General features: G+C 26.3%; 21 protein-coding genes and 1 pseudogene. 19 read left to right on the top strand and 3 right to left on the bottom strand.

The window, feature by feature from the left end; genetic code table 11:
* From IBJ83_RS06825 to IBJ83_RS06790, 8 genes are all read left to right on the top strand, one after another.
* Nucleotides 1-981, top strand: a 981-nt coding sequence (locus IBJ83_RS06825; protein WP_231698899.1) for a CAP domain-containing protein, incomplete at its 5' end; no start/stop codon positions are given.
* A 201-nt stretch (nucleotides 982-1,182) separates the two neighbouring features.
* Nucleotides 1,183-4,245, top strand: coding sequence for a SpaA isopeptide-forming pilin-related protein (locus IBJ83_RS06820; RefSeq protein ID WP_201275880.1), 3,063 nt, complete (start codon nucleotides 1,183-1,185; stop codon nucleotides 4,243-4,245).
* Between the two features lie 12 nt (nucleotides 4,246-4,257).
* The gene (locus IBJ83_RS06815) at nucleotides 4,258-4,944 is read left to right on the top strand and encodes an MSCRAMM family protein (RefSeq protein ID WP_201275879.1); all 687 of its coding nucleotides are present in this window, start codon (nucleotides 4,258-4,260) and stop codon (nucleotides 4,942-4,944) included.
* 10 nt (nucleotides 4,945-4,954) lie between these two features.
* A complete protein-coding gene (locus IBJ83_RS06810; protein ID WP_201275878.1) occupies nucleotides 4,955-5,515 on the top strand; it encodes a prealbumin-like fold domain-containing protein in 561 nt (186 codons plus the stop codon).
* A 169-nt stretch (nucleotides 5,516-5,684) separates the two neighbouring features.
* A complete protein-coding gene (locus IBJ83_RS06805) occupies nucleotides 5,685-6,644 on the top strand; it encodes a DNA cytosine methyltransferase (protein ID WP_201275877.1) in 960 nt (319 codons plus the stop codon).
* Entirely contained in the window at nucleotides 6,625-14,697 is an 8,073-nt protein-coding gene (locus IBJ83_RS06800; RefSeq protein ID WP_201275876.1) for a DUF3991 domain-containing protein, read from the top strand. Before IBJ83_RS06805 ends, IBJ83_RS06800 begins: the two co-directional genes overlap by 20 nt.
* Nucleotides 14,698-14,967: 270 nt before the next feature.
* On the top strand, nucleotides 14,968-16,014 hold the full coding sequence (locus IBJ83_RS06795; RefSeq protein ID WP_201275875.1) for a PBECR4 domain-containing protein: 1,047 nt from the start codon (nucleotides 14,968-14,970) through the stop codon (nucleotides 16,012-16,014).
* Nucleotides 16,011-16,781 carry a hypothetical protein gene (locus IBJ83_RS06790; RefSeq protein ID WP_201275874.1) on the top strand — a complete coding sequence of 257 codons (771 nt, stop codon included), beginning with the start codon at nucleotides 16,011-16,013 and terminating at the stop codon, nucleotides 16,779-16,781. Before IBJ83_RS06795 ends, IBJ83_RS06790 begins: the two co-directional genes overlap by 4 nt.
* A gap of 29 nt (nucleotides 16,782-16,810) precedes the next feature.
* Here IBJ83_RS06790 and IBJ83_RS06785 read toward each other — a convergent pair whose 3' ends face one another.
* The 3 genes from IBJ83_RS06785 to IBJ83_RS08535 all read right to left on the bottom strand — a co-directional run bounded on the left by IBJ83_RS06785 (nucleotide 16,811) and on the right by IBJ83_RS08535 (nucleotide 20,031).
* Nucleotides 16,811-18,211 carry a relaxase/mobilization nuclease domain-containing protein gene (locus tag IBJ83_RS06785; RefSeq protein ID WP_201275873.1) on the bottom strand — a complete coding sequence of 467 codons (1,401 nt, stop codon included), beginning with the start codon at nucleotides 18,209-18,211 and terminating at the stop codon, nucleotides 16,811-16,813.
* Nucleotides 18,198-18,587: a plasmid mobilization protein gene (locus IBJ83_RS06780; RefSeq protein WP_201275872.1), complete on the bottom strand. Its 390-nt coding sequence runs from the start codon at nucleotides 18,585-18,587 to the stop codon at nucleotides 18,198-18,200. The genes IBJ83_RS06785 and IBJ83_RS06780 overlap by 14 nt, the downstream gene beginning before the upstream one ends.
* 226 nt (nucleotides 18,588-18,813) lie before the next feature.
* Nucleotides 18,814-20,031 carry a J domain-containing protein gene (locus tag IBJ83_RS08535; RefSeq protein ID WP_269902528.1) on the bottom strand — a complete coding sequence of 406 codons (1,218 nt, stop codon included), beginning with the start codon at nucleotides 20,029-20,031 and terminating at the stop codon, nucleotides 18,814-18,816.
* Nucleotides 20,032-20,234: 203 nt separating this feature from the next.
* Here IBJ83_RS08535 and IBJ83_RS06770 point away from each other — a divergent pair, with 203 nt between their 5' ends.
* From IBJ83_RS06770 to IBJ83_RS06720, 11 genes and pseudogenes are all read left to right on the top strand, one after another.
* Entirely contained in the window at nucleotides 20,235-20,606 is a 372-nt protein-coding gene (locus tag IBJ83_RS06770; RefSeq protein ID WP_201275871.1) for a hypothetical protein, read from the top strand.
* Between the two features lie 17 nt (nucleotides 20,607-20,623).
* Nucleotides 20,624-20,923: a hypothetical protein gene (locus IBJ83_RS06765; protein WP_201275870.1), complete on the top strand. Its 300-nt coding sequence runs from the start codon at nucleotides 20,624-20,626 to the stop codon at nucleotides 20,921-20,923.
* A 1-nt stretch (nucleotide 20,924) separates the two neighbouring features.
* Entirely contained in the window at nucleotides 20,925-21,131 is a 207-nt protein-coding gene (locus IBJ83_RS06760) for a hypothetical protein (RefSeq protein ID WP_201275869.1), read from the top strand.
* Nucleotides 21,132-21,312: 181 nt separating this feature from the next.
* On the top strand, nucleotides 21,313-22,275 hold the full coding sequence (locus tag IBJ83_RS06755) for a DDE-type integrase/transposase/recombinase (RefSeq protein ID WP_068475178.1): 963 nt from the start codon (nucleotides 21,313-21,315) through the stop codon (nucleotides 22,273-22,275).
* 202 nt (nucleotides 22,276-22,477) lie between these two features.
* A complete protein-coding gene (locus tag IBJ83_RS08625) occupies nucleotides 22,478-22,531 on the top strand; it encodes an erythromycin resistance leader peptide (protein ID WP_201275882.1) in 54 nt (17 codons plus the stop codon).
* Nucleotides 22,532-22,588: 57 nt separating this feature from the next.
* Entirely contained in the window at nucleotides 22,589-23,320 is a 732-nt protein-coding gene (erm(A), locus tag IBJ83_RS06745) for a 23S rRNA (adenine(2058)-N(6))-methyltransferase Erm(A) (RefSeq protein ID WP_000810833.1), read from the top strand.
* 216 nt (nucleotides 23,321-23,536) lie between these two features.
* Nucleotides 23,537-24,061 carry a phosphotransferase gene (locus IBJ83_RS06740; RefSeq protein ID WP_001176020.1) on the top strand — a complete coding sequence of 175 codons (525 nt, stop codon included), beginning with the start codon at nucleotides 23,537-23,539 and terminating at the stop codon, nucleotides 24,059-24,061.
* A gap of 45 nt (nucleotides 24,062-24,106) precedes the next feature.
* On the top strand, nucleotides 24,107-24,496 hold the full coding sequence (locus IBJ83_RS06735; RefSeq protein WP_001041171.1) for a cytidine deaminase family protein: 390 nt from the start codon (nucleotides 24,107-24,109) through the stop codon (nucleotides 24,494-24,496).
* Nucleotides 24,487-25,179: an MBL fold metallo-hydrolase gene (locus IBJ83_RS06730; RefSeq protein WP_019124342.1), complete on the top strand. Its 693-nt coding sequence runs from the start codon at nucleotides 24,487-24,489 to the stop codon at nucleotides 25,177-25,179. Before IBJ83_RS06735 ends, IBJ83_RS06730 begins: the two co-directional genes overlap by 10 nt.
* A gap of 112 nt (nucleotides 25,180-25,291) precedes the next feature.
* Nucleotides 25,292-25,606, top strand: a pseudogene (locus tag IBJ83_RS06725) (23S rRNA (uracil(1939)-C(5))-methyltransferase RlmD); the annotation flags it as partial.
* Nucleotides 25,599-25,793 (top strand): hypothetical protein, encoded by a 195-nt coding sequence (locus IBJ83_RS06720; protein ID WP_231698897.1) that lies wholly within the window; start codon nucleotides 25,599-25,601, stop codon nucleotides 25,791-25,793. The pseudogene IBJ83_RS06725 and the gene IBJ83_RS06720, both read left to right, overlap by 8 nt.
* Nucleotides 25,794-25,947: the final 154 nt, after the last annotated feature.

Below are 25,947 nucleotides of genomic sequence, written 5' to 3'. Positions count from 1 at the left end.
ATAAATGGAAGTTGGTATTATTTTGGAAATGACGGATATATGTTAGAAAGCCAATGGATAGGAAATTATTATGTAGGAACAAACGGAGCAATGCTTGTAAATACAACAACACCTGATGGATACAAAGTAGATAAAAATGGAAAGTGGATAGAAGAAAGAAAAGCAAGTTGGAAAAAGAACGATACAGGTTGGTGGTATGAAAATGCCGATGGAAGTTATCCTTATAATGATTGGAAAGAAGTAAAAGGAAAATGGTATTACTTTGATTCAAGAGGATATTGTGTAATGAATACATGGATTGGGAATTACTATCTTGGTAAAGATGGTGCGATGCTTGTAAATACGACAACACCTGATGGATATAGAGTAGATAAAAATGGAAAGTGGATAGAAGAAAGAAAAGCTACACAAAATAATGATAAAAGTAATAATAAGTATCATAATACAGAAAGGTATAAAAGTTTGATAGCACAAGGATTTACAGAAAAAGAAGCAGAACTAGCAGAAAGAATAAATGAATATAGAAGAGAGCTTGGACTTAGAGAGTTTAGTATATCTAAATCACTTACAACGGTAGCAAGAACTCATGTAATAGACTCTAATACTTATCATCCAGAAAACCAAAAAGATGAAAGAGGTATCCAAGGTAATGGGCATTCATGGTCTAATCATGGTTCATGGAAACCAGTTGTTTACACTCCAGACCATAAATATGCAGAACTTATGTGGTCTAAACCTAGTGAACTTACATCTTATAAAGGTTCTGGATATGAAATCGGTTATATTACTGCAAATGCTTCTCCAAAAGAAGCTTTAGCTGGTTGGAAAAGTTCAACACCACATCGTAATGTAATAATTGGAAAAGGATCCACTTGGTCTGAATTAACTGTTATGGGAGTTGGAATTAACGGCAATTATTCATTTATATGGTTTGGTGTTGAAGAAGACCCTGCAGGATACTACTGGAAAAACCAAAACTAATATTAAATAAACTTTTACTTTTTTAAGCTTTCATGAAAACTCCAATATAATTTAATATAGATAAATGAGAGAAATTTTTTAAAGATTTCTCTTTTTTTATACAAAAAATTAGCCAATTTAAAAGAAAAGGAGAAACAAAATTGATTTAAAATAATAGAAAAGATAAGGAAAGATAAAAATAAAGAAATAAAGGAGGACAAAATGGAGAAAACAAATAATTTAAGAACTAGAATTTTTTCTTTTTTAATGCTTTTTTCAATCCTACTTACAAGTATAGGAAATAATATCTTTATAAAAGCAAAAGAAGAAAGTACAGAAGAAAGAAAAAAAGTAGTAGTTGAGTTAAAAGAAGTAGAAAATGGCTTTTTAAGATTTAAAGGAAGCGATAAAAAAGAAAAAGAATTTGTATTAAAAGAAGAAATTACACAGATAGATGTCTCAGCTTATGCAGATAAAGGCTATTACTTTGCAGGATATAAACTATTAGACGAAAATGATATAGAAATAAGAGAAGATAAAAATCTTTTTGTAAAGAAATTTGCAAATCATATAGAAATATTTACAAAAGATAGTAGATACAAGAAGATAAAAGTAGCAGCAAAGATGATAAGCGAAAAAAGTGAGATAGCAAATAAAAGTCCGTATGATGAAAAAAGTTTTGATAAAGAAATAAAAGATAAGATAACAACAAAAGCAGTACATGAAATAACAAAAGACGGATTTGTCATAACCCCAAAACAAAAAGAGTATAAAGGGAAAATGCAGCCTAGAGTAGAAGAAAAAGACTTACCAGAAGGAGAGATGTATTTATATGGAGATTTAAGAGTAACACACCATAGTTTTTCAAGTCCTTGTCAGTTTTCAGTCTCAAATATAAAAGGCTTTCCAGAATTTGAACTTAAATATCACCCAACTTATGGAACAGGATTAAGATGCAATAAACCAGGCTGGCCGACACCAGCTAATGGACAATATAAATTTAAAATATATCGCTATGAACCTACTAATCCATATTCGCCAGATTATGCACAATATTGGGTAGAGTTTGAAGGATATAGTTCAAATAGAAGAGATGCTTTTTATGAAGGTTCACAACATATCAAAGGTGATGGACCTTTTGTATCACAAGGTTGTGGCGGATATATTTATGTTAAGAAAGATACAATTATACCACCTCCAGATGGCTATAGAATAAGAATTAGAAAAGCTGATGAATATAACAATACAATAACGAGTTCATATGCAAAATTTAAAATGTGGTATGAGGATGAAGAATACCTTTGGGGTGGTGGAGAGCCTAGTGATTCAAGAGCAGAAAGTGGGCAAAACGCATGGATGTATACAACAACAAATGGATATACTAAATTTGACACGTGGAATAAAGCACCGGGAACTAAAATAAAATATAAAGAAGTAAAAGCACCAGTTGGCTATATCAAAAGTTCTTCAACATATTCTGATACAATAGAGGGTGGTGGTAAAACTTCCACACTTACAGTTAAGAACAAAAAAGATGAACCACCAACACCCCCAAGACCAGAAAAGAAAATATATAGATTCTATAATCTTAAAATTGTAAAAAAAGATAGTGATAGTTATAAACCATTAAAAGGTGCTGAATTTGAAATAAGAGAAAAAAATACAGGAAAACTAATTGAGACAGTAACTACAGGTTCTGATGGATCGGCAAAAACAAAAGATTTAGATTCATATTTACCTTGTATAATAAAAGAAAAGAAAGCACCAGAAGGCTATGAAAAAAATGAAACATCTTATACAATAAATAAATCTGATTTTTCTTATAGTTATGAAAAAGATTATGAAGATATGACATTTAAATATTATAAATATGAAAAAACAATATATAATAAAAAACAAAAAACAAAGTTAAAACTTGCAAAAGTTGGAGAAGTTTTAAAAGAATATAAAGATGAAAAAGTAACAATCAGAAATAAATCATATAATGTAAAAACTCCAATTTTTAAAAAATCTTTTATAGCAGGAGCAAAATTTGATATAAAACAAAATGGTAAAGTTATTAAAACAGTTACAAGTAAAACTGATTTTATTGAAGTGGATTTACCACTTGGGAAATATCAAGTAGTAGAAAAAGAAGCTCCAACAGGTTTTGTAAAAACTTCAAAAGTTTATGATGTTGACTTAACAGGAAGTAGTGAAGTGATAAGTAAATCGCTTGAAATTGAAAATGAAAGAGAAAAAGTTAAATTTAATTTAACAAAATCTTTTGAAAAAGGTATGTTTAAGAATGAAACATACGCAGTTTTTGGACTTTTCACTAAAGAAAAAGAAAATACATTAGAAAAAGATACACTAATAGAAGTTTTAGAATTTGACAAAGAAAATTCTACAAAAGAATTTAAAAATACAATAAAAGGAAAATATTATGTAAAAGAATTAGACAATTCTAGTGGATATAGAAAAGATGAAAAAAACCACGATGTAGATTTATCTAAAGAAAAAGTTGCTACAAAAACAATAATAAATAAATTAAAACGTGGTGGAATAAAAATTGTTAAGTTGGATGCCAAAAACAAAGAAATAAAATTAAAAGATGTTAAATTTAGACTATTAGCAAATAACAAAGAAAGAAAAGAAATCGGAGTTTATACAACTAATGAAAACGGAGAAATAAATATAGAAAATCTTGAACTAGGAGAATATATTTTAGAAGAAATCCAAACAAAAGATGGATATATCTTAGATGAAACTCAAAGAATTATAAGAGTTAAAGAAGATAATAAAATAACTATGGAAACAGTTGAAAATGACTTTACTAAAGTTGAAATATCAAAAACAGATATAACAGGCGAAAAAGAATTACCAGGAGCAAAACTTAAAGTTGTAGATTCTGAAGGGAAAACTGTTGAAGAGTGGGAAACAGATGGGAAACCGCATAGAATTAACAAAATGAAAGTTGGAAAGTATAAATTAATAGAAGAAATAGCTCCTGATGGATATGTTATAGCTAATGAAGTTGAATTTGAAGTAAAGGCAACAGGAGAAGTACAAAAAGTTGTAATGAAAGATGATACAACAAAAGTAAAAGTACAAAAAGTTGGTAAAGATGACGAATCAAAGCAACTTGAAGGAGCTGAGTTTGTTATAGAAGAAGTGGAAGAAACAGAAGAAACAACAGATAAAAAAGAAACTGAGTCAAAAGATTTAAGTTTTCTAGATGAAAAGCGTAAATTTTTAGTTAAAAAAGAAAATTTAATTGAAGAAGATTTAGAAAAATTACTTTAGGAGGAATAAAATATGAATTTAAAGAAAAGTCTTATAACAGGAGCGTTAGCATTAAGTTTAGTATGTGGTGGACTTTATGGAGGATTTAGAGCCTTTGCAGATAATGAAGAAAAGAAAAAAGAAACTACTGAAGAAACATTGAAAGATGAAAAAGGGAAAGTAGTATATAAATTCAAATCACAAGCTGAAGCAGAAAAAATAATTGGAAAACTAAAAGCCGGTAAAAAATATCGAATCAGAGAAGTAAAAGCACCTGACGGATACGTTAAATCTGAACCTATTGAATTGACAGTAAATAAAGACGGAAAAGAACAAGAAATCAAAGTAGTGAATGATTTTACTAAAGTAGATTTTTCTAAAACGGATATAACAGGCGAAAAAGAATTACCGGGAGCAAAACTTAAAGTTGTAGATTCTGAAGGGAAAACTGTTGAAGAGTGGGAAACAGATGGAAAACCGCATAGAATTAACAAAATGAAAGTTGGAAAGTATAAATTAATAGAAGAAATAGCTCCAGATGGATATGTTATAGCTAATGAAGTTGAATTTGAAGTAAAAGAAACAGGAGAAGTACAAAAAGTTGTAATGAAAGATGATACAACAAAAGTGAAAGTACAAAAAGTTGGGTCAGATGATGAAACTAAACAACTTGAAGGAGCAGACTTTGAAATTGTAGAAGTAGAAGACAAGAATGACTAGGAGTTAGATTATGAAGAAATTAAAAAGGTTACTTTTATTAAGTCTTTTAATTCCTTTTCTTTTAACTAATAAATCAAGTTTTGCAAAAGAAGAAGATAGAAAAGTTGAAACAGTTGAACTAAAAGAAGTAGAAGAAAAAGAAGAATCAATTAAAAAGACTGATAGTAAAAAAGAAGAAAAAGAAACCAAAACAAAAGAAGAATCTGATTCTAATAAAAATAAAGATAGCAAAAAAGAAAAAGTGGTATATAAATTTACATCACAAGCTGAAGCAGAAAAAATTGTAGCAAAGCTAAAAGCTGGAAAGAAATATATACTTCGTGAGATAAAAGCACCTGAGGGATACCAAAAAGCTAAAGATATTGAGTTTATAGTTAGAAAAGACGGAGTTGAACAAGAAATCAAAGTAGTTAATCAAAAGATAGAAAAAGAAATTCCAAAAAAGAAGAAACCAATGTCAAAAACAGGTATTGGAAAAAATATGCTACTTCCTTTTATGCTATTAGTATCAGGAATAGGTGGAGGTTTATTTTTCTATATCAAAAGGAAAAATACGGATAAAATAGATTAGAGTTAGTAAGAGAATATACAAAGTTAAAGGGAAGTGTAATATCTTCCCTTTATTTTTGAATTTATTAAGAAATGCAAAAAACAAGCTCATATTTTAACTTATATGAGCTTAAAAAATTTTTTTAATGTAATTATATTAAAAAATAAAAAAAGTAAAAAAAGGTGGTATTTTGGAGCAATTAAAAGTTGTTGAGCTTTTTGGAGGAATTGGAGCAATAAGAAAAGCATTAGAACGTCAAAAATTTGATTTTAAAGTAGTTGATTATGTAGAAAATAATAAATTTGCAGTAGATTCATACAATGCTTTATTTAATGAAGAATATTATCCTAGTTCAGTTGTAAGATATGAAATAGATATGCCTTGTGATTTTCTTTTTCATGGAAGTCCTTGTCAAGATTTTTCAATAATCGGAAGGCGACAAGGAGGGAAAAAAGATAGTAAGACAAGAAGTAGTTTACTTTTTGAAACAATAAGAATTTTAAAAGAAATGAAATATAAACCTAGATGGGTAATTTGGGAAAATGTAAAGGGAGCTTTATCTGAAGAATATAGCTCTTTTTCTTTTTATTTAAAAGAAATGGAGAAGTTAGGGTATCAAAATAAATTTGAAATTTTAAACTCTATTGATTTTGGAATTCCTCAAAAACGTGAAAGAGTTTTTGTAATAAGTTTTTTAGGAAAAAATGAATTCGATTTTTCTAAGCTAGAAAAAAAGAAAATGGAAAAGTTAGAGGATTTTTTGCAAAGTGATTTTGATGAAAAATATATTGTAACTCAAAAATCTATTTTAGATTGTATAGGTAAAAAGACAACTACACAAAAAAGAGCAAGAATTATTAAAGATTATGTTTATACAATTATGATAAAACAAGTAAGACTACCAAATTCTGGACTTGTAGATTTAAAAAATGGGAAATATAGATTTTTAACTGAAAGAGAATGTTTTAGATTAATGGGTTTTGATGATGAAGATTTTGAAAGAATTTTAAAAGTAGTTAAAATTGATAAAAACAAATTATCTAGTAATTTATATAAACTAGCAGGGAATAGTATTGTTGTAAATGTACTAGAAGCAATATTAAAAGAGATTCGAAGATTGGAGGATAAAGATGAAAAAATTTCATTATAGTAATGAAGATATACAAAAAGTTTTAGAAATACCTATTACAGAAGTAGCATCTTCTATGGGTCTTAATCTTATAAAGCAGGGAAATGTATATACTACCAAAGAAATGGATAGTTTAAAAATTTATCCAGGTACAAATACATTTTTTAGATTTTCTACTGAAGAAAGTGGAAATGTAATTAACTTCGTTGAAGCAATTCAAGGAGCTAATTTTAATGAAGCGATGAAATTTTTAACGGATATGAGTGGTTTTTCTTTTAATAAATCTTTAGAAACTAATAAAATTTTTGAAGAGAAAAAAGATTTTAGATTACCAAAGTTAAATAAAAATATAAAAAGAGCATACGCATATTTAATAAATTCAAGAAAAATTTCTAAAGAAGTAGTAAATGAATTTGTAAAATTAGGAATGATAAGAGAAGATATAAATCATAATGTGCTATTTATAGGGAAAAACAAAGAAGGAAATCCTAAATATTGTACTTTAACAGGAACATTGAGCGATGTTAAATATAAAGGAGAAGTTGCAAATAGTGATAAAAAATATGGTTTTAAATTAAAAAATAATTCAAAAACTGTTTTAGTTTTTGAATCTCCAATAGACCTTTTAAGTGCAAAAACTATTTTTAAAGCTAGAGGAATAGATAATAACTACTCATATATTTCACTCGGTGGGGTTAGCACATTAGCTTTAGAAGAATTTTTAAAAGAGGAAAAAATTGAAAAAATAGTTTGTTTTTTAGATAAAGATGTTAGAGGAATTGATGCAACTGAAAAAATAAAATCTATATATGGAATAAATTATGAAATTATAGACGCATCTAATTCTTATGGTGTATATAAAGATGTAAATGAATGGTTACAAAATACTGCAATTAAAGATATGAAGTTTAATATACAATCTCCTAATATCGAAGAGTCTAAAAATTTAATCGAAGAAGATAATAAATTTGATTTAAAAGAGTTTCAAAAAGAAATTGAAAAAGAAATATTATCAGATACGAGTAAGTATGTTGATTTTTTAAAAGTTATGGGAGAAAATTCTATGAAGGATATAAATACTCAGTTTATGATTTATGAGGTTTATCCTAATGCAACTATTTGTTTAAGTAAAGATGAGTGGAACGACTTAAATAGAAGTTTAATACAAAATCCTAAACCTATTGAAATTTTAGAAGATAAAAATATTGTAGAAATATATGATATAGAGGAAACTGAAGTTTTAGATGGGTTGGAAGATAAATATATTCCTAATTTAAATAAAAAGGATATAAATTTAAGAGTTTTAGATAATATTTTATACATTAATAAAATTAATTTTAATAGAAGTGAATCTGAAATAACTAAAGTGGAAAAATTAATAAATTTTTATATAGACAAAATAAATTTGAACTTATCTTCAGAACAAAAAGAATTTTTTATTGAAAGTTTAAAAATTTCTATGCTCAATAAGTTAAAATTAGATTACAATCCAAATACAAATTTATTAAAAAATACTTTAAATACAGTAAATAGAGATGCTTTGTATAAATTAAATAGATATTTAAATGTTTTTAATAGAAATATTATATCAAATTTACAAAAAATTGAAATAAAAGTGCTGACAAAAGATAAAAACAATGATATAATGAAACTATCAAATATTAATACTTTAAAAGGAGAAATTCAAGATGAAAGAAGTAATAATAAACAACATAACATTCAACGAACAGAATCTACCATTGCTATTGAAAATAATAAAAATGACAGAGGAAGAACTGGACAATTACGAACACGATACTTGGAAAGAGCTGATAATCAAAGAGGAAGAAAATGGGATATGGACAACGGAACTTTATCAAACAGATTACCCGGATTGTCAAACAATTCTAACAGAAATTCCTTTGGAGTACGATTTTCCTTGCCTAATAGACGTGAATATAGATTCTTATGGGGATTACAACACAATAGAAGAAATGGAGAAAATAAGAATAGAATATCCACAGAAAATAGAAGCCTTGATGAAGAAAAACGAATTGAAGAATATTCCGAAAATCTTAGAAATGCCACGTTGGATAGTGGAAGAAACATTGGAAAGGATAATGGAGGAGAAAATACAAGAGATGAATTATTCAACACAGAATTTTCCAATGACAATAGGAGTAGAGAGAATGTTATTTCTTCTACACAACAGAGATATAACCAAATACATTTATTTGATTCAAATGTGGATGAGCTACAACGAACAGACGAAACGCAACAAGTTTTTAGACCACATAGTAGAAATGCAAAATCAAGTGGAAGAATACTGGAAAATAGAATGGAACAGGAGAGTAGAAAACTTGAAACATCACAAGTCTTATCCAACAATGACAGAACTAGAGAAAGAAAATTGGAAGATAGGGACAACGATGGATATAGAGAGAGAAATAATGTATCAAATAGTCCTAGCTTAAATATTGAAAAAGAGAAAGTAGATGAAAATTCATCTGCTTTTTTTGATGAAATAAAAAAAGATAAAATTATTCAGCATAATGTAGAAACAAAACAAATGAGTTTTACAGATTTATCAAATGATGAAAAAATAGAAAGCAAAAAAGAAATTCTGATAAATAATGGCACAGGTAATGATAAAAATAATATTGAAAATTTTGAAATAAATAAAAATAAAGATAATGAAGTTGATAAATTCTTAAATGATAAAAATAATAGTGGAAACTATGAGATATACAAATTATCTGAGCATGAAAAACAAATTGAAAGACAAGTAGAGCAAGAAAGCTTTATTGATAAGTTCAATCCAGAAATTGACCAAATGATGGATAGGTATGATGTCCCAAGAGAAGCAGCCGAAAACTTATTGAGGGGGAAAGAAGATTTAAAGAATCTAGGCTATGAACCTAATAAGGAAAAGCTAAGTTTTGCTAGAAATTATGACTTGAAAAATCATATCTACTCAGAATACCTAACACCATCAGAAAGACTAGATAAAAACATCAAAGCTATTAAAATGCTAAAAAGACTTGAAAATGAAAATAGGAGTCCAAGGGAGTATGAACAAGCATATCTAGCTGACTATTTAGGTTGGGGTGGTCTTGCCGATGTTTTTGATGAAACTAAAGTCGGTGGACAATGGGAAATTGCTAGGAATTTTTTAAAGGAAAATTTAAGTAAAGAAGAATATCAACAAGCAAGAGAGAGTACATTAACAGCATTTTATACTCCTAAAATTGTAATAGACAATATGTACACTATTTTGCAAAATTTAGGGTTTAATGGTGGAAAAATATTAGAACCGGCAATGGGAATAGGTAATTTTTTAGGTAATGTACCAAGTGATTTAAAAAATAATACTATTTTTAGAGGTGTAGAATTAGATAGTATAAGTGGTAGAATAGCAAGACAATTATATCCTAATGCAAAAATTAAGATTAAAGGTTTTGAAGAAACATATTTTTCAAATAATTTCTTTGAAGCTGCAATAGGAAATATACCTTTTGGAAATATAAAAGTAAATGACAAAGATTATAATAAATATAATTTTTTAATACACGATTATTTCTTTGCTAAAACTATTGATAAAGTTAAAAAAGGTGGTTTAATTGCCTTTGTTACTTCAAGTGGAACATTAGATAAAAAAGATGATAGTGTTAGAAAATATATCTCTAAAAAGTGTGAATTTGTTGGAGCGTTAAGATTACCAGATACAACATTTAAAGGAATGGCTGGAACTACTGTTACAAGTGATATAATTTTTCTTAGAAAAAGAGAAGAAGAAAAGGAACTAGAAGAATCATTTTTAAAACTTGATACTGATGAAAATGGTTTAACTTATAATAAATATTTTGTTGACAATCCTAATATGGTTTTAGGTAAAATGGTAAAAGAAAGTGGAAGATTTGGAGATATAGTTGTTTGTAAAAGTAATGGCGAAAGTTTAGAAAATTCTTTTAAAAATGTTGTAGAAAATTTTAAAAATTTCAAAAAAGATTTTGGACAAATTGACCAAAATAATAATTTGTTGGAAGATATAGATAAAGAGGAATTAAATGTTGATTTGGAAAACATTAAAAATTTTACATTTATTGAAAGAAACAATAAAATTTTTTATAAAGAAAATGAAGAACTAATTTTACAAAATTTAAATAATTCTGATATTCAAAAAATTAAAGATTATATAGAACTTAATAATTCTTTAAGAGAAGTAATAAGACTTCAAAGTGAGGATTTTGATGATTATACTATAAAAATAGAACAAGAAAAACTTAATTCTATATATGATAATTTTTATAAAAAATACGGAAGTTTAAATACCAGAATAAATAGAAAATTACTTAGAGAAGATTCAAACTATCCTTTGGTTTCATCTATTGAAGTTTTAGAAGATAATAAATTCAAAAGGAAATCGGATATATTTTTTAAAAGGACTATAAAAAAATCAATAGATGTAACAAATGTTGATACTCCACAAGAAGCATTAATATTATCATTATCTGAAAAAGGTTCTGTAAATTTAGAATATATGGAAAATTTATGTGGTATTTCAAAAGAAGATTTAGTAGAAAATTTAAAAGGAGAAATCTTTTTAGATATAGAATCTACATTTGAATATAATGAGCAACATATAAAAAACAACTTACAAAATTTAGATAAAGCTAGATTTGTTTCTAAAGATGAGTATTTAAGTGGAGATATTAGAGAAAAAATAGACTTAATTGACCAATATTTACTTAGATATTCCTATAAAGAAGTTGAAAGTTTAACTCCTGAAGAAAAACAAGAATTTGATTTGTTAAATTATCAAAAAGATAGATTAGAAAGAGTACTGCCAAAAAGTTTAAAAGCGAATGAAATTAATGTAGAACTTGGAGCAAGTTGGATACCTCCAAGATACATTAAAGACTTTATGAAAGAAACTTTTAAAATGGATTTTAAAGAAAGAAAAAGTATAGATGTGCATTTTAATAATTTTACTGGAGAATGGAAAATATCAAATAAATCTGTTGGTCAATTTAATTATGTAGCTAATAGAACTTATGGAACTAATAGAATAAATGCATATAATATACTTGAAAAATCATTAAATTTGCAAAACATAATGATTTATGATGTTGATTCTAATGATAAAAAAGTGTTGAATCATAAAGAAACAATCTTAGCAAATGAAAAACAAACAATGTTAAATGAAGAGTTTAAAAGATGGATTTTTAAAAATATTTCAAGAAGAGAAGATTTAGAGCAGATTTACAATAGAAAATTTAATTCTATAAGACCTCGTGAATATAATGGAGAAAATTTAACTTTTAAAGGTAAAAATGAAAATATTACCTTAAAACCTCATCAATTAAATGCAATAGCTAGAATTTTATATGGTGGTAACACATTATTAGCTCACGTTGTAGGAGCTGGAAAAACTTTTGAAATGATAGCGGCAGCAATGGAAAGTAAAAGAATAAAGCTTTGTAATAAATCACTTTTTGTTGTTCCTAATCATTTAACGGAACAAATGGGACGTGAGTTTATGACTTTATATCCGGGAGCTAATATTTTAGTTACTACTAGAAAAGATTTTGAAAAAACAAATAGGAAAAGATTTTTAGGTAAAATTGCAACAGGAGAATATGATGCAATAATTATTGGTCATAGTCAATTTGAAAAAATTGCAATGTCTAAACAATATCAAGAGGAATATATACAAAATATTATAAATGAATATGAAGATTTTATTAGGGAAAATAGATTGAATAAAGATGAGGGTTCAAGAATAACTGTAAAACAATTAGAAGCTAAAAAGAAAAATCTACAAACAAAATTACAAAAAATTCACGATGATTCTAAAAAAGATACTGATACTTTGACTTTTGAAGAATTGGGAATAGATAGAATGTTTGTAGATGAAGCACATTCATTTAAAAACTTAGGAATAAAAACAAAAATGGGAAATGTTGCAGGAATAAGTACAACAGATGCACAAAAATCAAATGATATGTTTATGAAATGTCGATATATGGACGAAAAAACAAATGGAAAAGGGATTGTTTTTGCAACAGGAACACCTGTATCAAACTCTATGACAGAACTTTATACAATGCAAAGATATTTACAATATGATACATTGAAAGCAAAAGATATAGATATTTTTGATTGTTGGGCAAGTACTTATGGAAAAACTGTTACTTCATTAGAATTATCTCCGGAAGGAACTGGATATAGAAGTAAAACACGTTTTTCAAAATTTTATAATCTCCCAGACCTTATGAATATTTTTAAAATGGTTGCTGATATAAAAACTGCTGATATGTTAGATTTAGATGTTCCAAAATCAAAATTTACAACTATCAAAACTAAACCTACCGAAGAACAAAGAGAAATATTATCTATTTTGTCTAATAGAGCAGATATTGTAAGAAACGGACTTATAGAACCTACTGAAGATAATATGTTAAAAATTACTAATGATGGGAAAAAACTTGCATTAGACCAAAGGCTTATAGATGATTCTTTAGAAGATTATTCAAATTCAAAAGTTAATATTTGTATTAATAACGTCTTTGATATTTGGAATAAAACTAAAGAAAATAAATCAACACAATTAATATTTTGTGATATGTCAACTCCAAGTAAAACTTTTAATGTTTATGATGATATAAAAAGCAAATTAATAGAACGTGGTATTTCAGAAAATGAGATAGCTTTTATTCACGATGCTAAAACTGAAAAAGAAAAAGAAACTCTTTTTGAAAAAGTTAGAAAAGGAGATATTAGAATATTAATTGGTTCTACTGCCAAATGTGGGGCAGGAACTAATATTCAAAATAAGTTAATAGCAATGCACGATTTAGATGTACCTTGGCGACCTTCTGACTTAGAGCAAAGAGCGGGTAGAATTGTACGTCAAGGGAACGAAAATAAAGAGGTTGAAATTTTTAGATATATAACTGAAGATACTTTTGATGGGTACTTATGGCAAACTATTGAAAATAAACAACGATTTATTTCTCAAATAATGACATCTAAATCTCCACTTAGAAGTATGGACGATGTAGATGAAAGTACACTATCTTATGCTGAAATAAAAGCTCTTGCTATTGGAAATCCATATATAAAACAAAAAATGGATTTAGAAGTTGAAATTGGAAAATTAAAACTTTTAGAATCAAGTTATAATGCTAATCTATATGATTTAGAATCAAAAGTAAAAAATGATTATCCTATTGGCATATCTATGTTAGAAAATTCAATTAAATCAGTTGAAAATGATATTAATAGAGCTAAAATATCAAATAATAAAGAATTTAATGGAATTTTTATATTAGATAAAAATTATAAGATAGAAAAAGAAGTTGACAAAATTTTATTGGAAATATCAAAAACAATAAATTTAACTAACAATAAGATTAAAATAGGGAAATATGAAAATTTTGACTTAGAAATGTTTTATGATTTTCAAAAAAACAATCATTATTTAAAATTGTTAGGAGATAAAAACTATGAAACTAGGCTTTTAAAGACTGGTGGAAACATTGAAAAACTTAATGATTTAATTTTATCTATAAAAGACAATAAAAAAATATTAGAAGAACATTTAAAAAATAAAAAAGCTGAATTTGAAGTAGCTAAGGAAGATATAAAGAAACCTTTTGCAAAAGAAGAAGAATTAAAAGAGAAAATATTAGAATTATCTAAGATAAATAAAATTTTAGATTTAGATGGAACAAAAATTTCTTTAGAAGATGAAAAAGATTTAAATAAAACAAAGGAAGAAATTTTAAATTTGTATAACAAAGTTAATAATACAGATAAGTCCATAGATAATTTTGAAGATATTTTTCCAAATAGTAAAGAGATTTTTATAAAGGATAATAAAAATAATTCATATTTTAAGTTTGATTTGGAAACTTGTTCATCAAAAATAAAGATAGATAATAATGTAGTAGAAAAAGTATATGAATATGATGAAGAATTAGATTTAAGTCCTTTAACTCAGTTAAAAAATGAAATAAAATTATTCATTGAAGATTTTAAAACTTTAAATATAGATAAAGTTGAAAATATTACAAAAACTTGGTGTAGATAAGTTGTAAAATGTTTTATATTGCGGTATAATATAATTAAGATAGTGGTATGAGAACTAGGGGTAATATACACCTCCACCCAGAGCTGAGGGGTCAGAAGTATCAGTCATAGCGAAGTATATAACGGTTTTTAAATTTTTTCGTTGGTCTAGTTTGAACGCTCGTAACGTAATGTATTTATTGCATAGGGGATAAGATTAATCAAACCAAAAACACAAAAAGGCAGCTCTATCAAATAGAGTTGTCTTTTTTATTACTAAAAAGGAGATTTTATGAATAAAATAAAAGAAATTTTAGATTGGTATAAGCAATTTAATAATACAAATGTATTAATTAAAACTAAAAATTATGATTTTGAATTTGAAATAGAAAATAAACATTTACCACATTTATTAGGGTTACATTATTCTTCTATAAAGAGATTAACAGGAGATAGATTATATAACTTTATTAAAGGTAAAAAAGATGAAGAAATCTATAAAATGATAAAAGAATATAACCCAAGCAAATTAAATAATATAAAAGAAAGGGTAAATAATTTTAAATATTTTATGGAAAATCTTGATAAAGCAAAATTATTTGAACAAACAAATAAAAATAGCAAACTTAAGAGTAATTTTTTGTTAGTTAAAACTAAGGATAATAAATTTTTGCAACTAGGAATAGCAAGAGATGTTGAGAACTATGAATATTTAGAAACTTTTATAGTTAGAAATAATGATTTGTATATAAAAAATAGTAATTTATCTGAAAAAGTTGAGAGTGTTGAAAAGTATGATATGCTAAAAAATAAATTTGTTCCTTTTTCGTTTGATGAAATAAAGAATGAAATGCTAAATAGTGTAGAATATGGACTTAATGAAAATGAAAATATTAAATTACATAAAGAAGTTAATTTTGATAAGTTGACTTCTTTTAATTTTGAAAATTTTACATTTTATCCAATTAAAAAATTAGAAGAAAGTGAGATTAATGATTTCTATGATAACAGTATTTTAGATAGTTTAAATTATTTAATGATTAGAGAAAAATTTAAAATTAATTTAAATTCAAATAGAAAAAATAATGATGTAGAAAATTATTTCAAAGAAAAATTTGATTTGATAGGCAAAGATGCAATAATTAATGATTTTATTAGTAAAATTCCCTCAAAATATAAAGATTATGATTTGTTTTATTGCAAAGAAACTAGAAGTTTATATAGCATTTCATATAGTGGTTTAGCTAAATATAATAAATATGATAGTACAAAACTTAGAGAATATATTACAATTAATTTAAACAAGTCTTTGAATATAGATAAAGGTGTTCGATTATGAAAAGTTCAAATATAAATCCAACTTTAAAAAGTTTTCTAAATAGAAATAAAATAGCTATAAATTTCGATGGAGATTTATGGACAATTTTTCAAGCTGATGATTTTGTAAAAGAAAAATTTAAAGAAAGTTTTGAAAATATAGATATTCCTCCTTATGATCTTAACTTTAGAATTTTTTATGCAAATAATAAAAGAGATGTATTATATTTAAATAAACAAATAAGGATTGAATATAGAGATGATACAAAGTATAGTTCGTTTGGTTTGTTAAAATCTTTAGAGCAAGATAAAGAAATACTAAAAAACAAAATAGAAAATTCAGAATTTGATGAAAAAGCTGAGGAAAATGCTGAACTAATACAAGCTAGAGACATTCTTAATATTATTTGTAATATAAGAAAAGAAAAATATTTAAGAATACCAACTACAATAGAGCAACAAGAAGTAAAGGAAGTAGAAATATTAAAAAACAAAAAATATGAAAATTTTAGTGGGGTAGTTTTAAATAAACCAATTTATAAGATTAAACAAAAATATTTTCAATTCAAGATAAATATTGAAGGAGAAATAAAATTGATTTTATGTTTTGAAAAGAAAGTGTTTAAATATATAAATCTTTTGAATGAAAATGATAAAATTTTTTTAAGAGGAGTTAATTTTTCTAAAAAAATTATAAAGATGTATAAACTAGATAAAATAAACGATGAAAAAACGATAAGTAAAATAACTTTGATAGATAGATTAAATGTATTTAAAAATAGAAAATAGCTTTGGTCAATTTGACCAAAACTATTTTTTTACCTTGAACTACCACGAATTAAATCATAATTAGAATAAGCAACATATAGATTAGAAATATCTTGATTTATTTTATCTAAATCATCATCTAAACTTTTCTTTTCAGATTCAATCTCTTCTATCTTATTTATTAATTCTTCATCACTTGGAAAATTTTCTCCATAAAGTGCTGTTAAATATTCTTTTGCTTTTTGGAATTCTAATATATTACTTTTATATTCAGCTCTAAATTCATCTGATGTATCTTCTTTTAGAGATTCTTCATAAATAAATTTGTATTTTTGATAAACATTTAATACTTTCAAATTATTTATTTCATTTGTAAAATTTTTTTTAAGTTCTTTATAATTTGTAAAAATTTCAGTTTTTTTGCCTTTAAATTCATTGATTTTTTCTTCTAAATCTTCCTTGCTATGTATGTTCATTTCAATCAAAAAATCGACAGTTTTTACCATATCTTTTAAATTTCTTATCTCAGCCCAGTATTTTAAACCTCCATTTTCTTTTGCTTGAAATTTATCTGTTTTTGTATCAATCATTTTGTTAAACTCAGCTTTTTTAAAATTATTTTCTATATTATCAAAAGTATAATCTAATTCTGAATTTTTTCTTTTCTCAATATTAAATTCAAATTCTTCTTTTGAAATTTTATTTTTAATTCTATCTCTAATTGTTATTTCTGTGTAATCTTCTCCTAAACTTTTACTTCTAATATATTTTTCTTTATCTTTATGTTTAAAAGCGATGTGTTTTCCAAATTTTATTTCATATCCTTTTTCTCTCATATTTTTTATAAATTGATTAAAATCTTTTGAATAGAAAATAGATTCATCAATATCATTTCTAAGTCTTTCTTTCCAAGAATTTCCACGTTTATAACTTTGATATTCTTTATAAGATTTAGCACCACTTTTTCTAGTTTTTCCACGCCTTTTTTGAAAAAATTCATCTATAACTGATAGATTATATTTTCTACAAAGTTTATCACTTTCATATCTAATTTTATGATAAGTCCTTTTATTACTTACATATCCTTTTCTAGTTTTATAACTTACATTATTGAAAATTATATGATTATGAATATGTTGTCTATCGATATGTGTTGCAATAACATATTCATATTTTCCATCTAAAATTGTATCTGCTAATTTTCTTCCAATCTCGTGTGCTTGTTCTGGAGTTGTTTCTCCCGGAGCAAAAGATTGAATTAAATGTCTAGCTAAAACTGTTGCTCTTGAGTTAGATTCTTTTATGGTTTGTAACATTTCTTCACTTGCAAAATCTTTACTACACATAAAAGTAGATGACAAAAATTTATTGTTTGTTTTATCTGGATTTAAAATATAATCTATTGCCTTTTTTAAAGTTTTATTTATAGGATGTATTTTAGTTACTGCCATTTAATTTTTTTATATCTCCCTTTTTTACCTTTGTATTTTTAAATTTTTTTCTAATAAAGAGTATATCTTTTTGATAGTCTTTTCTTAAAATTTCATAATCTTCTTGTAGTTCTTCAATATCTTCTAAAAAGAAATTTCTAGTTTCATTACATCGTTTTGCAATCTGATTTATGTTGTTTCCGATTTGTGATAAGTTATATGAAATTTCTTTTAAAGGTGTTATATCTACATCAAAAATTAATTCTTCATCAACACATTTTAAAATAAATTCTTGAACACTTTTGCAATTAGATTCTTTAAATTTATTTAAAATATATTCATATTCTTCATCTGAAAATCTTAAATGTATGTTATTTTTTCTTTTTCTATTTTCCATAAAATTCCTTTCTATTATTTTGTTTTTTTCTTTGTTTTTATGAAAAGTCGGGTCTTAGGGTGAAACCCTAACCAGATAAAAAATTTTAATTTTTTTGTGTTTGGGAACCCAAACACTGTGCTGGCTACTCCACTTTTCACTTCGTGAAAAGTGTCCTTTTGATTTGTTAAAAACAAATCCCAACGAACAATTTAGGTGCATTTTTCTCTTACTTTCTTCACTATTACTATTTATATGTTCCATAAAGGTCATATTCGCGTCTTTTTTCTTCATTACTTAGTACATCATAAGCCTCGTTTATTTGCTTTATTATTTCTAAAGCTCCTTTGCTATCTTTATTTAAGTCTGGATGATACTTTTTAGCAAGTTTTTTATAAGCTATTTTAATTTCTTCTAAGGTAGCATCTTTTTCTAAACCTAAAAGTTTATAAAGTAGGGGAGGCTCATTTTTTTCTTTTTTTAAATTTTCTTCTACTTTTTTATTGTATTCTTCTTCTGTAAATTCATATTCACTTTCTTTCTCAAATTTACTTTCATAATTAGTATATTTTTTATAACTTTTTCTATAATCATATTTTTCATTAAGAGCAGATTTTGGAATCCAATGAGGGTATCTTCCTTCAGCATTTTCTATATTATTAAATTGAATTTCTATGATGCACTCAATAGCCTTTTCTGTTTTTTTACCCGTATAAAATGATACTTCTTTTGAGATTGTTATATCAAATTTTTCATCAAAATTACTGAGTACATCTTTCTCTAAATCTTCTTTTATTTTTTTATACATCCAATCAGATATTATATATTTTTTATCTAACCTTTTTTCCTTTGGATTTTCTTTTTGGTCAAATTGACCAAAATTATTTTTTGAATTGTAGATTAGTCTTTTTCTATTAAGCATAGGTAAACTTAAACTAAAATCTTCAAAAGGATTTTCTATAAGCTCATCTAATTCTATACAATACAAATCACATTTCGCAAAGAAAAACATAAATCCTATAAGAATAATTATTACATAATGAATAGCTGTATTTACAGTCATATTTTTAAAAATTAATAACATATTATAGTTTGGATTTTTACCTTCTGCGAATTTAACTAATTCATTTAAAACATAAAATGAAAATTGTAAAAAGTAGTATGAACTAATCATAGAAATTATAAAGTTATATAAAACAACTGGATAAACTAAAAATCTATTTTGACTAAATAAACTTAAAATAAAATATATGATTACGCAAGCTATAATTCCTACAACCAAACTTAATAAGAAGGTTGAAGATTTATTATAAGATATTTGTGCTATATAATCAGAACTATAAAAAGCAACAACTAAAAAAATTATGCAATAATCAAAGTATGAGAATACAGTTTTAGCAATAGTAAATCCTAAACCAAAAATTCCTATCCAAATTAAAAATGCTATTAAAAATATTGTATTCATAAAATCCTCCTAAAGTATTTTTATAATTTTATTATATAATATATTTTTCTAAAAATCCAGACAAATATTGTATAAAATTTTGGTCAAATTGACCAAAACATTTATAAATGTTTAAATTTTAATGAAAATTTTTTATAAAAAGTGCTGACATGTTATTAATAATATGTTATAATATAATTACAATAAGGAAAGGGGATATAAAAATGAAAGAAAGTGTTAAAGTTAGATTTGCAATTGATAATGTACTATATGCTAAAAGCGGAGAAAGATTTTCAACATTTGTTATAGCTGTTGCTAAAAATAAAGTCATTTATGTACCCGATTTCAAATGTGAATTTGGAGTTTTGAGAGATGAACACAGCTGGACTTATTGTTTAAATGCAGAAATAGAAAGAAAATATTTCAAAACTTATAATAGTAATTCGCAAAAATTTGAAAACTTATTTTTTGAAGAAAACGATATAACTTTTGAAGATTTAGAAGTTTTAGCAGAAAAGCAATTAAATAGTGAATGTGCTTTCAAAAAACATTCTTTTATGAAGATGTATGAAAAGTGTAATGTTAAAATTTATTAAAAAAGGAGATACAAATTATGAAAAAAGAATTTGATTTACAAAAAGAAACTATATTTTTAAGCGATTTCGATTGTGGGAAAACTCAAAAAATAAAAATTGTATTCAATAAAAAAGAATACTTTATAGATTTAGATAAAAATGCTTGTGATTGTATCGTTACAATGTACGATAATGAAAATTCAAAATATCAAAGCAATTTCTTTCATCATATAATCGTAAAGAGTGATGCAATGCTAAGCAAAGATGTTTTTGAAAATTTTGTTGAAATTGAAAAAGCACAAAATATTTTTCAAAAATTTTGGAGGATTTTAAAATAAAATGGAGAATAAAGATAAAAAAAGAAAAGGTTACAAAACTGCTCAACAACAAAAAGAAGCTGACAAAAGATGGATTGAAAAAAATAAAGAATACAAAAACTATTTAAACAGACGTTCTAATGCTAGGGGTTTTATAAGAGCATTAGCTAAAAAAGAGGATTTGGAAGAATTGCAAGAATTAATTAAAGAAAATTTAAAAAAATTTTAATGAAAATTTTTTATAAAAAGTGCTAACAAACAAATTAAAAAGCGGTATAATATATTTAGTAAATAAATTGTTGTTAAATTCTTAAAAGCATTAAAAATACATATTTTTTGAGTTTACATTATATAAATTTTATAGTATAATATCTTATATTAAATTTTATATTATGGGGAGTTTTATAAATATGAGTTTAGATTTAAAAATTAGATATTTACCGCACACTTTAAATACAAGATATTATGCTTGTAAGACATATAGAAATTGTGGTGATGTTTCATATGTTTGTCGAAAATATAAAATTTCAGTTTCATCATTGATGCGTTGGAATAAAAGATTTGATGGCTCTATTGAATCCCTTAAGGATAAATCTCATAAACCTTTATCTAAACATCCTAATTCTCATACTGAAAAAGAAATTAAACATATAAAAGATTATCTTAGAAGAAATCCCAATATGTCAATTATTGAATTATATGTTAAATTAAAAACAAAAAAAGGATATAAACGACATATTAACTCGTTATATAGGGTTGTAAAAAAGCTAGGTTTAAGGGTTTCTACTTATAACACAAAAAAAGAAAAAGAGAAATATATACCTAAAAAATATGATACACCAAGTATGTTAGGAATTAAATGGCAACTAGATGTAAAGTATGTGCCTAAAACTTGTTATGTTGGAGAAATTCCTGAAAAGTTTTATCAATACACAATGATTGACGAAGCTACTAGAGAAAGGTTTATTTATGCTTTTAAAGAAAAATCTAGTTTTTCAACAATTCAATTCGTAAAAATGGCTATTAGGTATTTTGGATATAAACCAAAAATTATTCAAACAGACAATGGTTCAGAATTTACACATTTTAGAAAGACAGATAAAATACACCCTCTTGATAGACTTTGTTTTTATTATAATATAGAGCATCAACTTATTCGTCCTAGAACACCTCGACACAACGGAAAGGTTGAACGAAGCCACAGAAATGATAATCAAAGATTTTATAAGGATTTAAAATTTTATTCTTATGAAGATTTGATTTATCAAATGAAGAAGTATTTATATAGGTCAAATAGAATACCAATGAAACCGTTGGGTTTTCTTACACCTATTGAAAAAAGAAAGCAATTAATTTTGCAAATTGCAACTTAAAATATAATAATTTATTATTTACAATTCGTTTTAATTTTTTTAAGATATATTATTTGTATATCTGTATCTATTTTAAATCACATTAAAGTATTTAGAAAATTATTTTTCTTATAAATCTAGATACTGTCTATAATTTGAGTTGAAATTATCAATTCAACAAAAAATCTTATATTCTATTTTTCACATCTATTGTTGACCTACAATGTTTTCTATATTTGTTATTGAGAGATTTCATTATCAACCAAACCAAAAATAATTGGTTATAATGAGCTCTTAAGATTAGTTCATTATAACCGGCAAGGAGAAGTTTATAATGAAACAGAAAAACCCGAAAAATACGCAAAATTTCATTACATCTAAAAAGCATGTAAAGGAAATATTAAAATATACGAATATCAATAAACAAGATAAAATAATAGAAATTGGGTCAGGAAAAGGACATTTTACCAAGGAACTTGTGGAAATGAGTCAACGGGTGAATGCTATAGAGATTGATGAAGGTTTATGTCATGCCACGAAAAAAGCAGTTGAACCTTTTCAGAATATAAAAGTTATTCATGAGGATATTTTGAAGTTTAGCTTTCCTAAAAATACAGACTATAAAATATTTGGTAATATTCCCTACAATATTAGTACTGATATTGTAAAAAAGATTGCTTTTGATAGTCAAGCGAAATATAGCTACCTTATTGTAGAGAGGGGATTTGCTAAAAGGTTGCAAAATACCCAACGAGCTTTAGGTTTGCTGTTAATGGTGGAAATGGATATAAAAATTCTTAAAAAAGTGCCACGAGCATATTTTCACCCTAAGCCTAATGTAGATTCTGTATTGATTGTACTTGAAAGGCATAAACCATTTATTTTAAAGAAGGACTACAAAAAGTATAGATTTTTCGTTTATAAATGGGTAAACAGGGAATATCATGTTCTTTTTACTAAAAATCAATTAAGACAGGTGCTGAAGCATGCGAATGTTACTGATCTTGATAAATTATCCAATGAACAATTTTTGTCTGTTTTCAATAGTTACAAATTATTTCAATAAATTAAAAATAATTAAGCGTTCTCTAACTTTAAGAGAACGCTTAATCTTATTACATTGAAAAATGCATTCTATTATTTTCAATTATTATGATATAACATAACTATCATTTTACTTATTTGCATATTTGCACGAAAATATAGTTATCGACGACTATTCTGATAATAGCAACTAATATAGTCAATGATAACTCAAAATTTATTGATATAGTAGGTATATGTGCAACTAATTAGGGAAGATTTTAGCTTGCCATTTCTGAAACAGCTAAAACAAGTATTGCGTAAAGAATGCGCCAGTCTTCCCATGGACTTAAAATGCTTGCTTGGGGCACACATAAAACCCCTTGAACAATCTATTGACAGAGTTGAAGGACTGTCGGAGATTCTAAGACGAAGTAATCCTAAAATGGCCCTATGCCATACAGATATTCATAATTGGAACTTGATGCAACGGGATGAGCAGTTAGTTCTAATTGACTGGGAAGGCTTGAAATTGGCTCCAGTAAAAGCTGATCTCATGTTTTTTGTTGATAAGCCATATTATGATGTATTTATGAACATATACCTGAAATTACACAAAGATTTTTTAATCAATACGGATGCTTTGTTATTCTATCATATTAGACGTAAACTAGAAGATATATGGGAGTTTATTGAACAACTTTTATATGACAATCAAGAGGATAAGGAAAGAAATGAAACTATAAAAGTTCTTGATGGTGAACTGAATAACTTAGTGTTTTGAAAAAAGAATAACGTATTATTAAGCTAAATAATATTGGAGAAGAAAATGAATAAACAAGAATTATATCAAATTGCTTTCAGTATAATTAATCATAAAAAGTTACGGAACTTTGGAACTTCAGGGCATGTTGCGTGCGCGTTGGAGACAAATAGCGGTAACATCTTTACAGGAATATGCATTGACTTGCCCTGTTCTATTGGCTTATGCGCTGAACAGTCAGCTATTGCTGAAATGGTAAAGAACAATGAAACTGCAATCAAAAGGATTATCGCTGTATTTGAAGATGGGAGTATACTTCCACCATGTGGAAGGTGCAGAGAGTTTATTGCACAGATAGATAATCAAAATATAGAGACCCAAATTGTATTACCTGAAATGGAAGAAGTGTTGCTGAAAGATTTATTACCAGAAAGGTGGGATGGCAAATGGAACTGAAAAAGATAACTAGCAGGGTCTTTTATTATCCACATCAACCAGAAACTGATAGGCCTATGTTGGCATACTTAAATGGAGATAAAATTGCACTTGCCATTGATGCAGGAAATTCAGCAGACCATGTTGATGAATTTTATAAATCCCTAGAAATCGAGGACCTAAAGAAGCCAGATTTTACTGTCATCACTCATTGGCACTGGGACCATACCTTTGGAATGCATAAAATTCACGGATTGTCCATTGCACACCATAAAACCAACGAGTTTTTGAAACAGGAAAGAGCCAAACTATCTGACAGTGCATATATAAAATTTTTGATAAATGATGATGAGTGCCTAGCTAGAGAATATGTAGATAATAAAAGAATTATTGCCGTTCTATCGGATATCCAATTTGAAAAAGAGCTTACCCTTAATCTCGGTGGAATAACCGCAATGATTTTTCATACGGTTTCACCCCATTCGGAAGATACGGTGCTTATCTATATTCCTGAGGAAAAAATATTGTTCTTGGGAGATTCAACAAGCGAGGATTTCTACGATGATGGGTATATGGATAAAGAAAAATTAATGTCATTAACAAATTTGATAGAAAGTTTCGACTGTAAGTATTGTATTTTAAGTCATGCAGAGCCTCTAACTAAATCAGATTTATTAGATTACTTAAAATCCATTCTAAAATAATAATCCATGAGGTGTATTGATATGTTCCCGTCTACCGATAGCCCCAAAAACGCAGTGGATATGTTCCCGAGAACGGACACACTCAAATGACATTCATACTGACCACTCAAGCCATGTGGAGACGGTAGCTCTGTTGTCCAAACTAAATGTCGATAAGCATATAAATATTGAAATTGAGCTGGATGAGCTTGATTTGACAAGTGCTGAAAGTAAGGCAACATATGCTCAAATCAAAGAATATGTTTGGAATAAATTTCAATTAAAAGTTTCAACATTATATATTGCACAGATAAAAAGGAAATGTGGAATAGAATTACGAGAACATTACAACAAGTCTAAAAAGGAGAAACAAATTATTCCACAGTGTACACCTGAAAAAGAAGAAGCTATCATGGATGCCTTGAGACACTTCAAAATGATTGAATAGAAAGGAAGTTTATATTAATCATTACCTTACTGATGAAAAGCCTAATAAGGCGATTATTAAATTCGCCCTGCCTATGATTACCGGTTCATTTTTCCAACAGGTCTATACTTTAGTAGATTCTGCTGTCGTTGGTAAATACGTTGGCGAAGCAGCACTTGCTTCTATTGGAGTAAGCTTTGCCCTCTAATAGGCATAGGAGTAGCAGCTTTAATTAAATTCATTGTCTACAGCAAAGGCAAAAATGCAAAAAAGTTCAGACAGGGAAAAGAGTATGGTTCAGCAAGATGGGTTGCATAATATTAACTGAACAGGAGTGATATATAGACACGAGAAAAGGAGGA

Origin of the sequence: Parvimonas parva, from assembly GCF_016552165.1 — a bacterium.
Taxonomy (GTDB): domain Bacteria; phylum Bacillota; class Clostridia; order Tissierellales; family Peptoniphilaceae; genus Parvimonas; species Parvimonas parva.
This window is presented reverse-complemented; position numbering and strand designations above follow the sequence as displayed.

Coding starts and splice junctions, on each gene's coding strand:
- IBJ83_RS06790 (WP_201275874.1), top strand. CDS start 16,011: ATGAAAAGTTCAAATATAAATCCAACTTTAAAAAGTTTTCTAAATAGA.
- IBJ83_RS06735 (WP_001041171.1), top strand. CDS start 24,107: ATGAATAAACAAGAATTATATCAAATTGCTTTCAGTATAATTAATCAT.
- IBJ83_RS06820 (WP_201275880.1), top strand. CDS start 1,183: ATGGAGAAAACAAATAATTTAAGAACTAGAATTTTTTCTTTTTTAATG.
- IBJ83_RS06800 (WP_201275876.1), top strand. CDS start 6,625: ATGAAAAAATTTCATTATAGTAATGAAGATATACAAAAAGTTTTAGAA.
- IBJ83_RS06765 (WP_201275870.1), top strand. CDS start 20,624: ATGAAAAAAGAATTTGATTTACAAAAAGAAACTATATTTTTAAGCGAT.
- IBJ83_RS06730 (WP_019124342.1), top strand. CDS start 24,487: ATGGAACTGAAAAAGATAACTAGCAGGGTCTTTTATTATCCACATCAA.
- IBJ83_RS06760 (WP_201275869.1), top strand. CDS start 20,925: ATGGAGAATAAAGATAAAAAAAGAAAAGGTTACAAAACTGCTCAACAA.
- IBJ83_RS06785 (WP_201275873.1), bottom strand. CDS start 18,211: ATGGCAGTAACTAAAATACATCCTATAAATAAAACTTTAAAAAAGGCA.
- IBJ83_RS06810 (WP_201275878.1), top strand. CDS start 4,955: ATGAAGAAATTAAAAAGGTTACTTTTATTAAGTCTTTTAATTCCTTTT.
- IBJ83_RS06780 (WP_201275872.1), bottom strand. CDS start 18,587: ATGGAAAATAGAAAAAGAAAAAATAACATACATTTAAGATTTTCAGAT.
- IBJ83_RS06795 (WP_201275875.1), top strand. CDS start 14,968: ATGAATAAAATAAAAGAAATTTTAGATTGGTATAAGCAATTTAATAAT.
- IBJ83_RS06815 (WP_201275879.1), top strand. CDS start 4,258: ATGAATTTAAAGAAAAGTCTTATAACAGGAGCGTTAGCATTAAGTTTA.
- IBJ83_RS08535 (WP_269902528.1), bottom strand. CDS start 20,031: ATGAATACAATATTTTTAATAGCATTTTTAATTTGGATAGGAATTTTT.
- IBJ83_RS06755 (WP_068475178.1), top strand. CDS start 21,313: ATGAGTTTAGATTTAAAAATTAGATATTTACCGCACACTTTAAATACA.
- IBJ83_RS06770 (WP_201275871.1), top strand. CDS start 20,235: ATGAAAGAAAGTGTTAAAGTTAGATTTGCAATTGATAATGTACTATAT.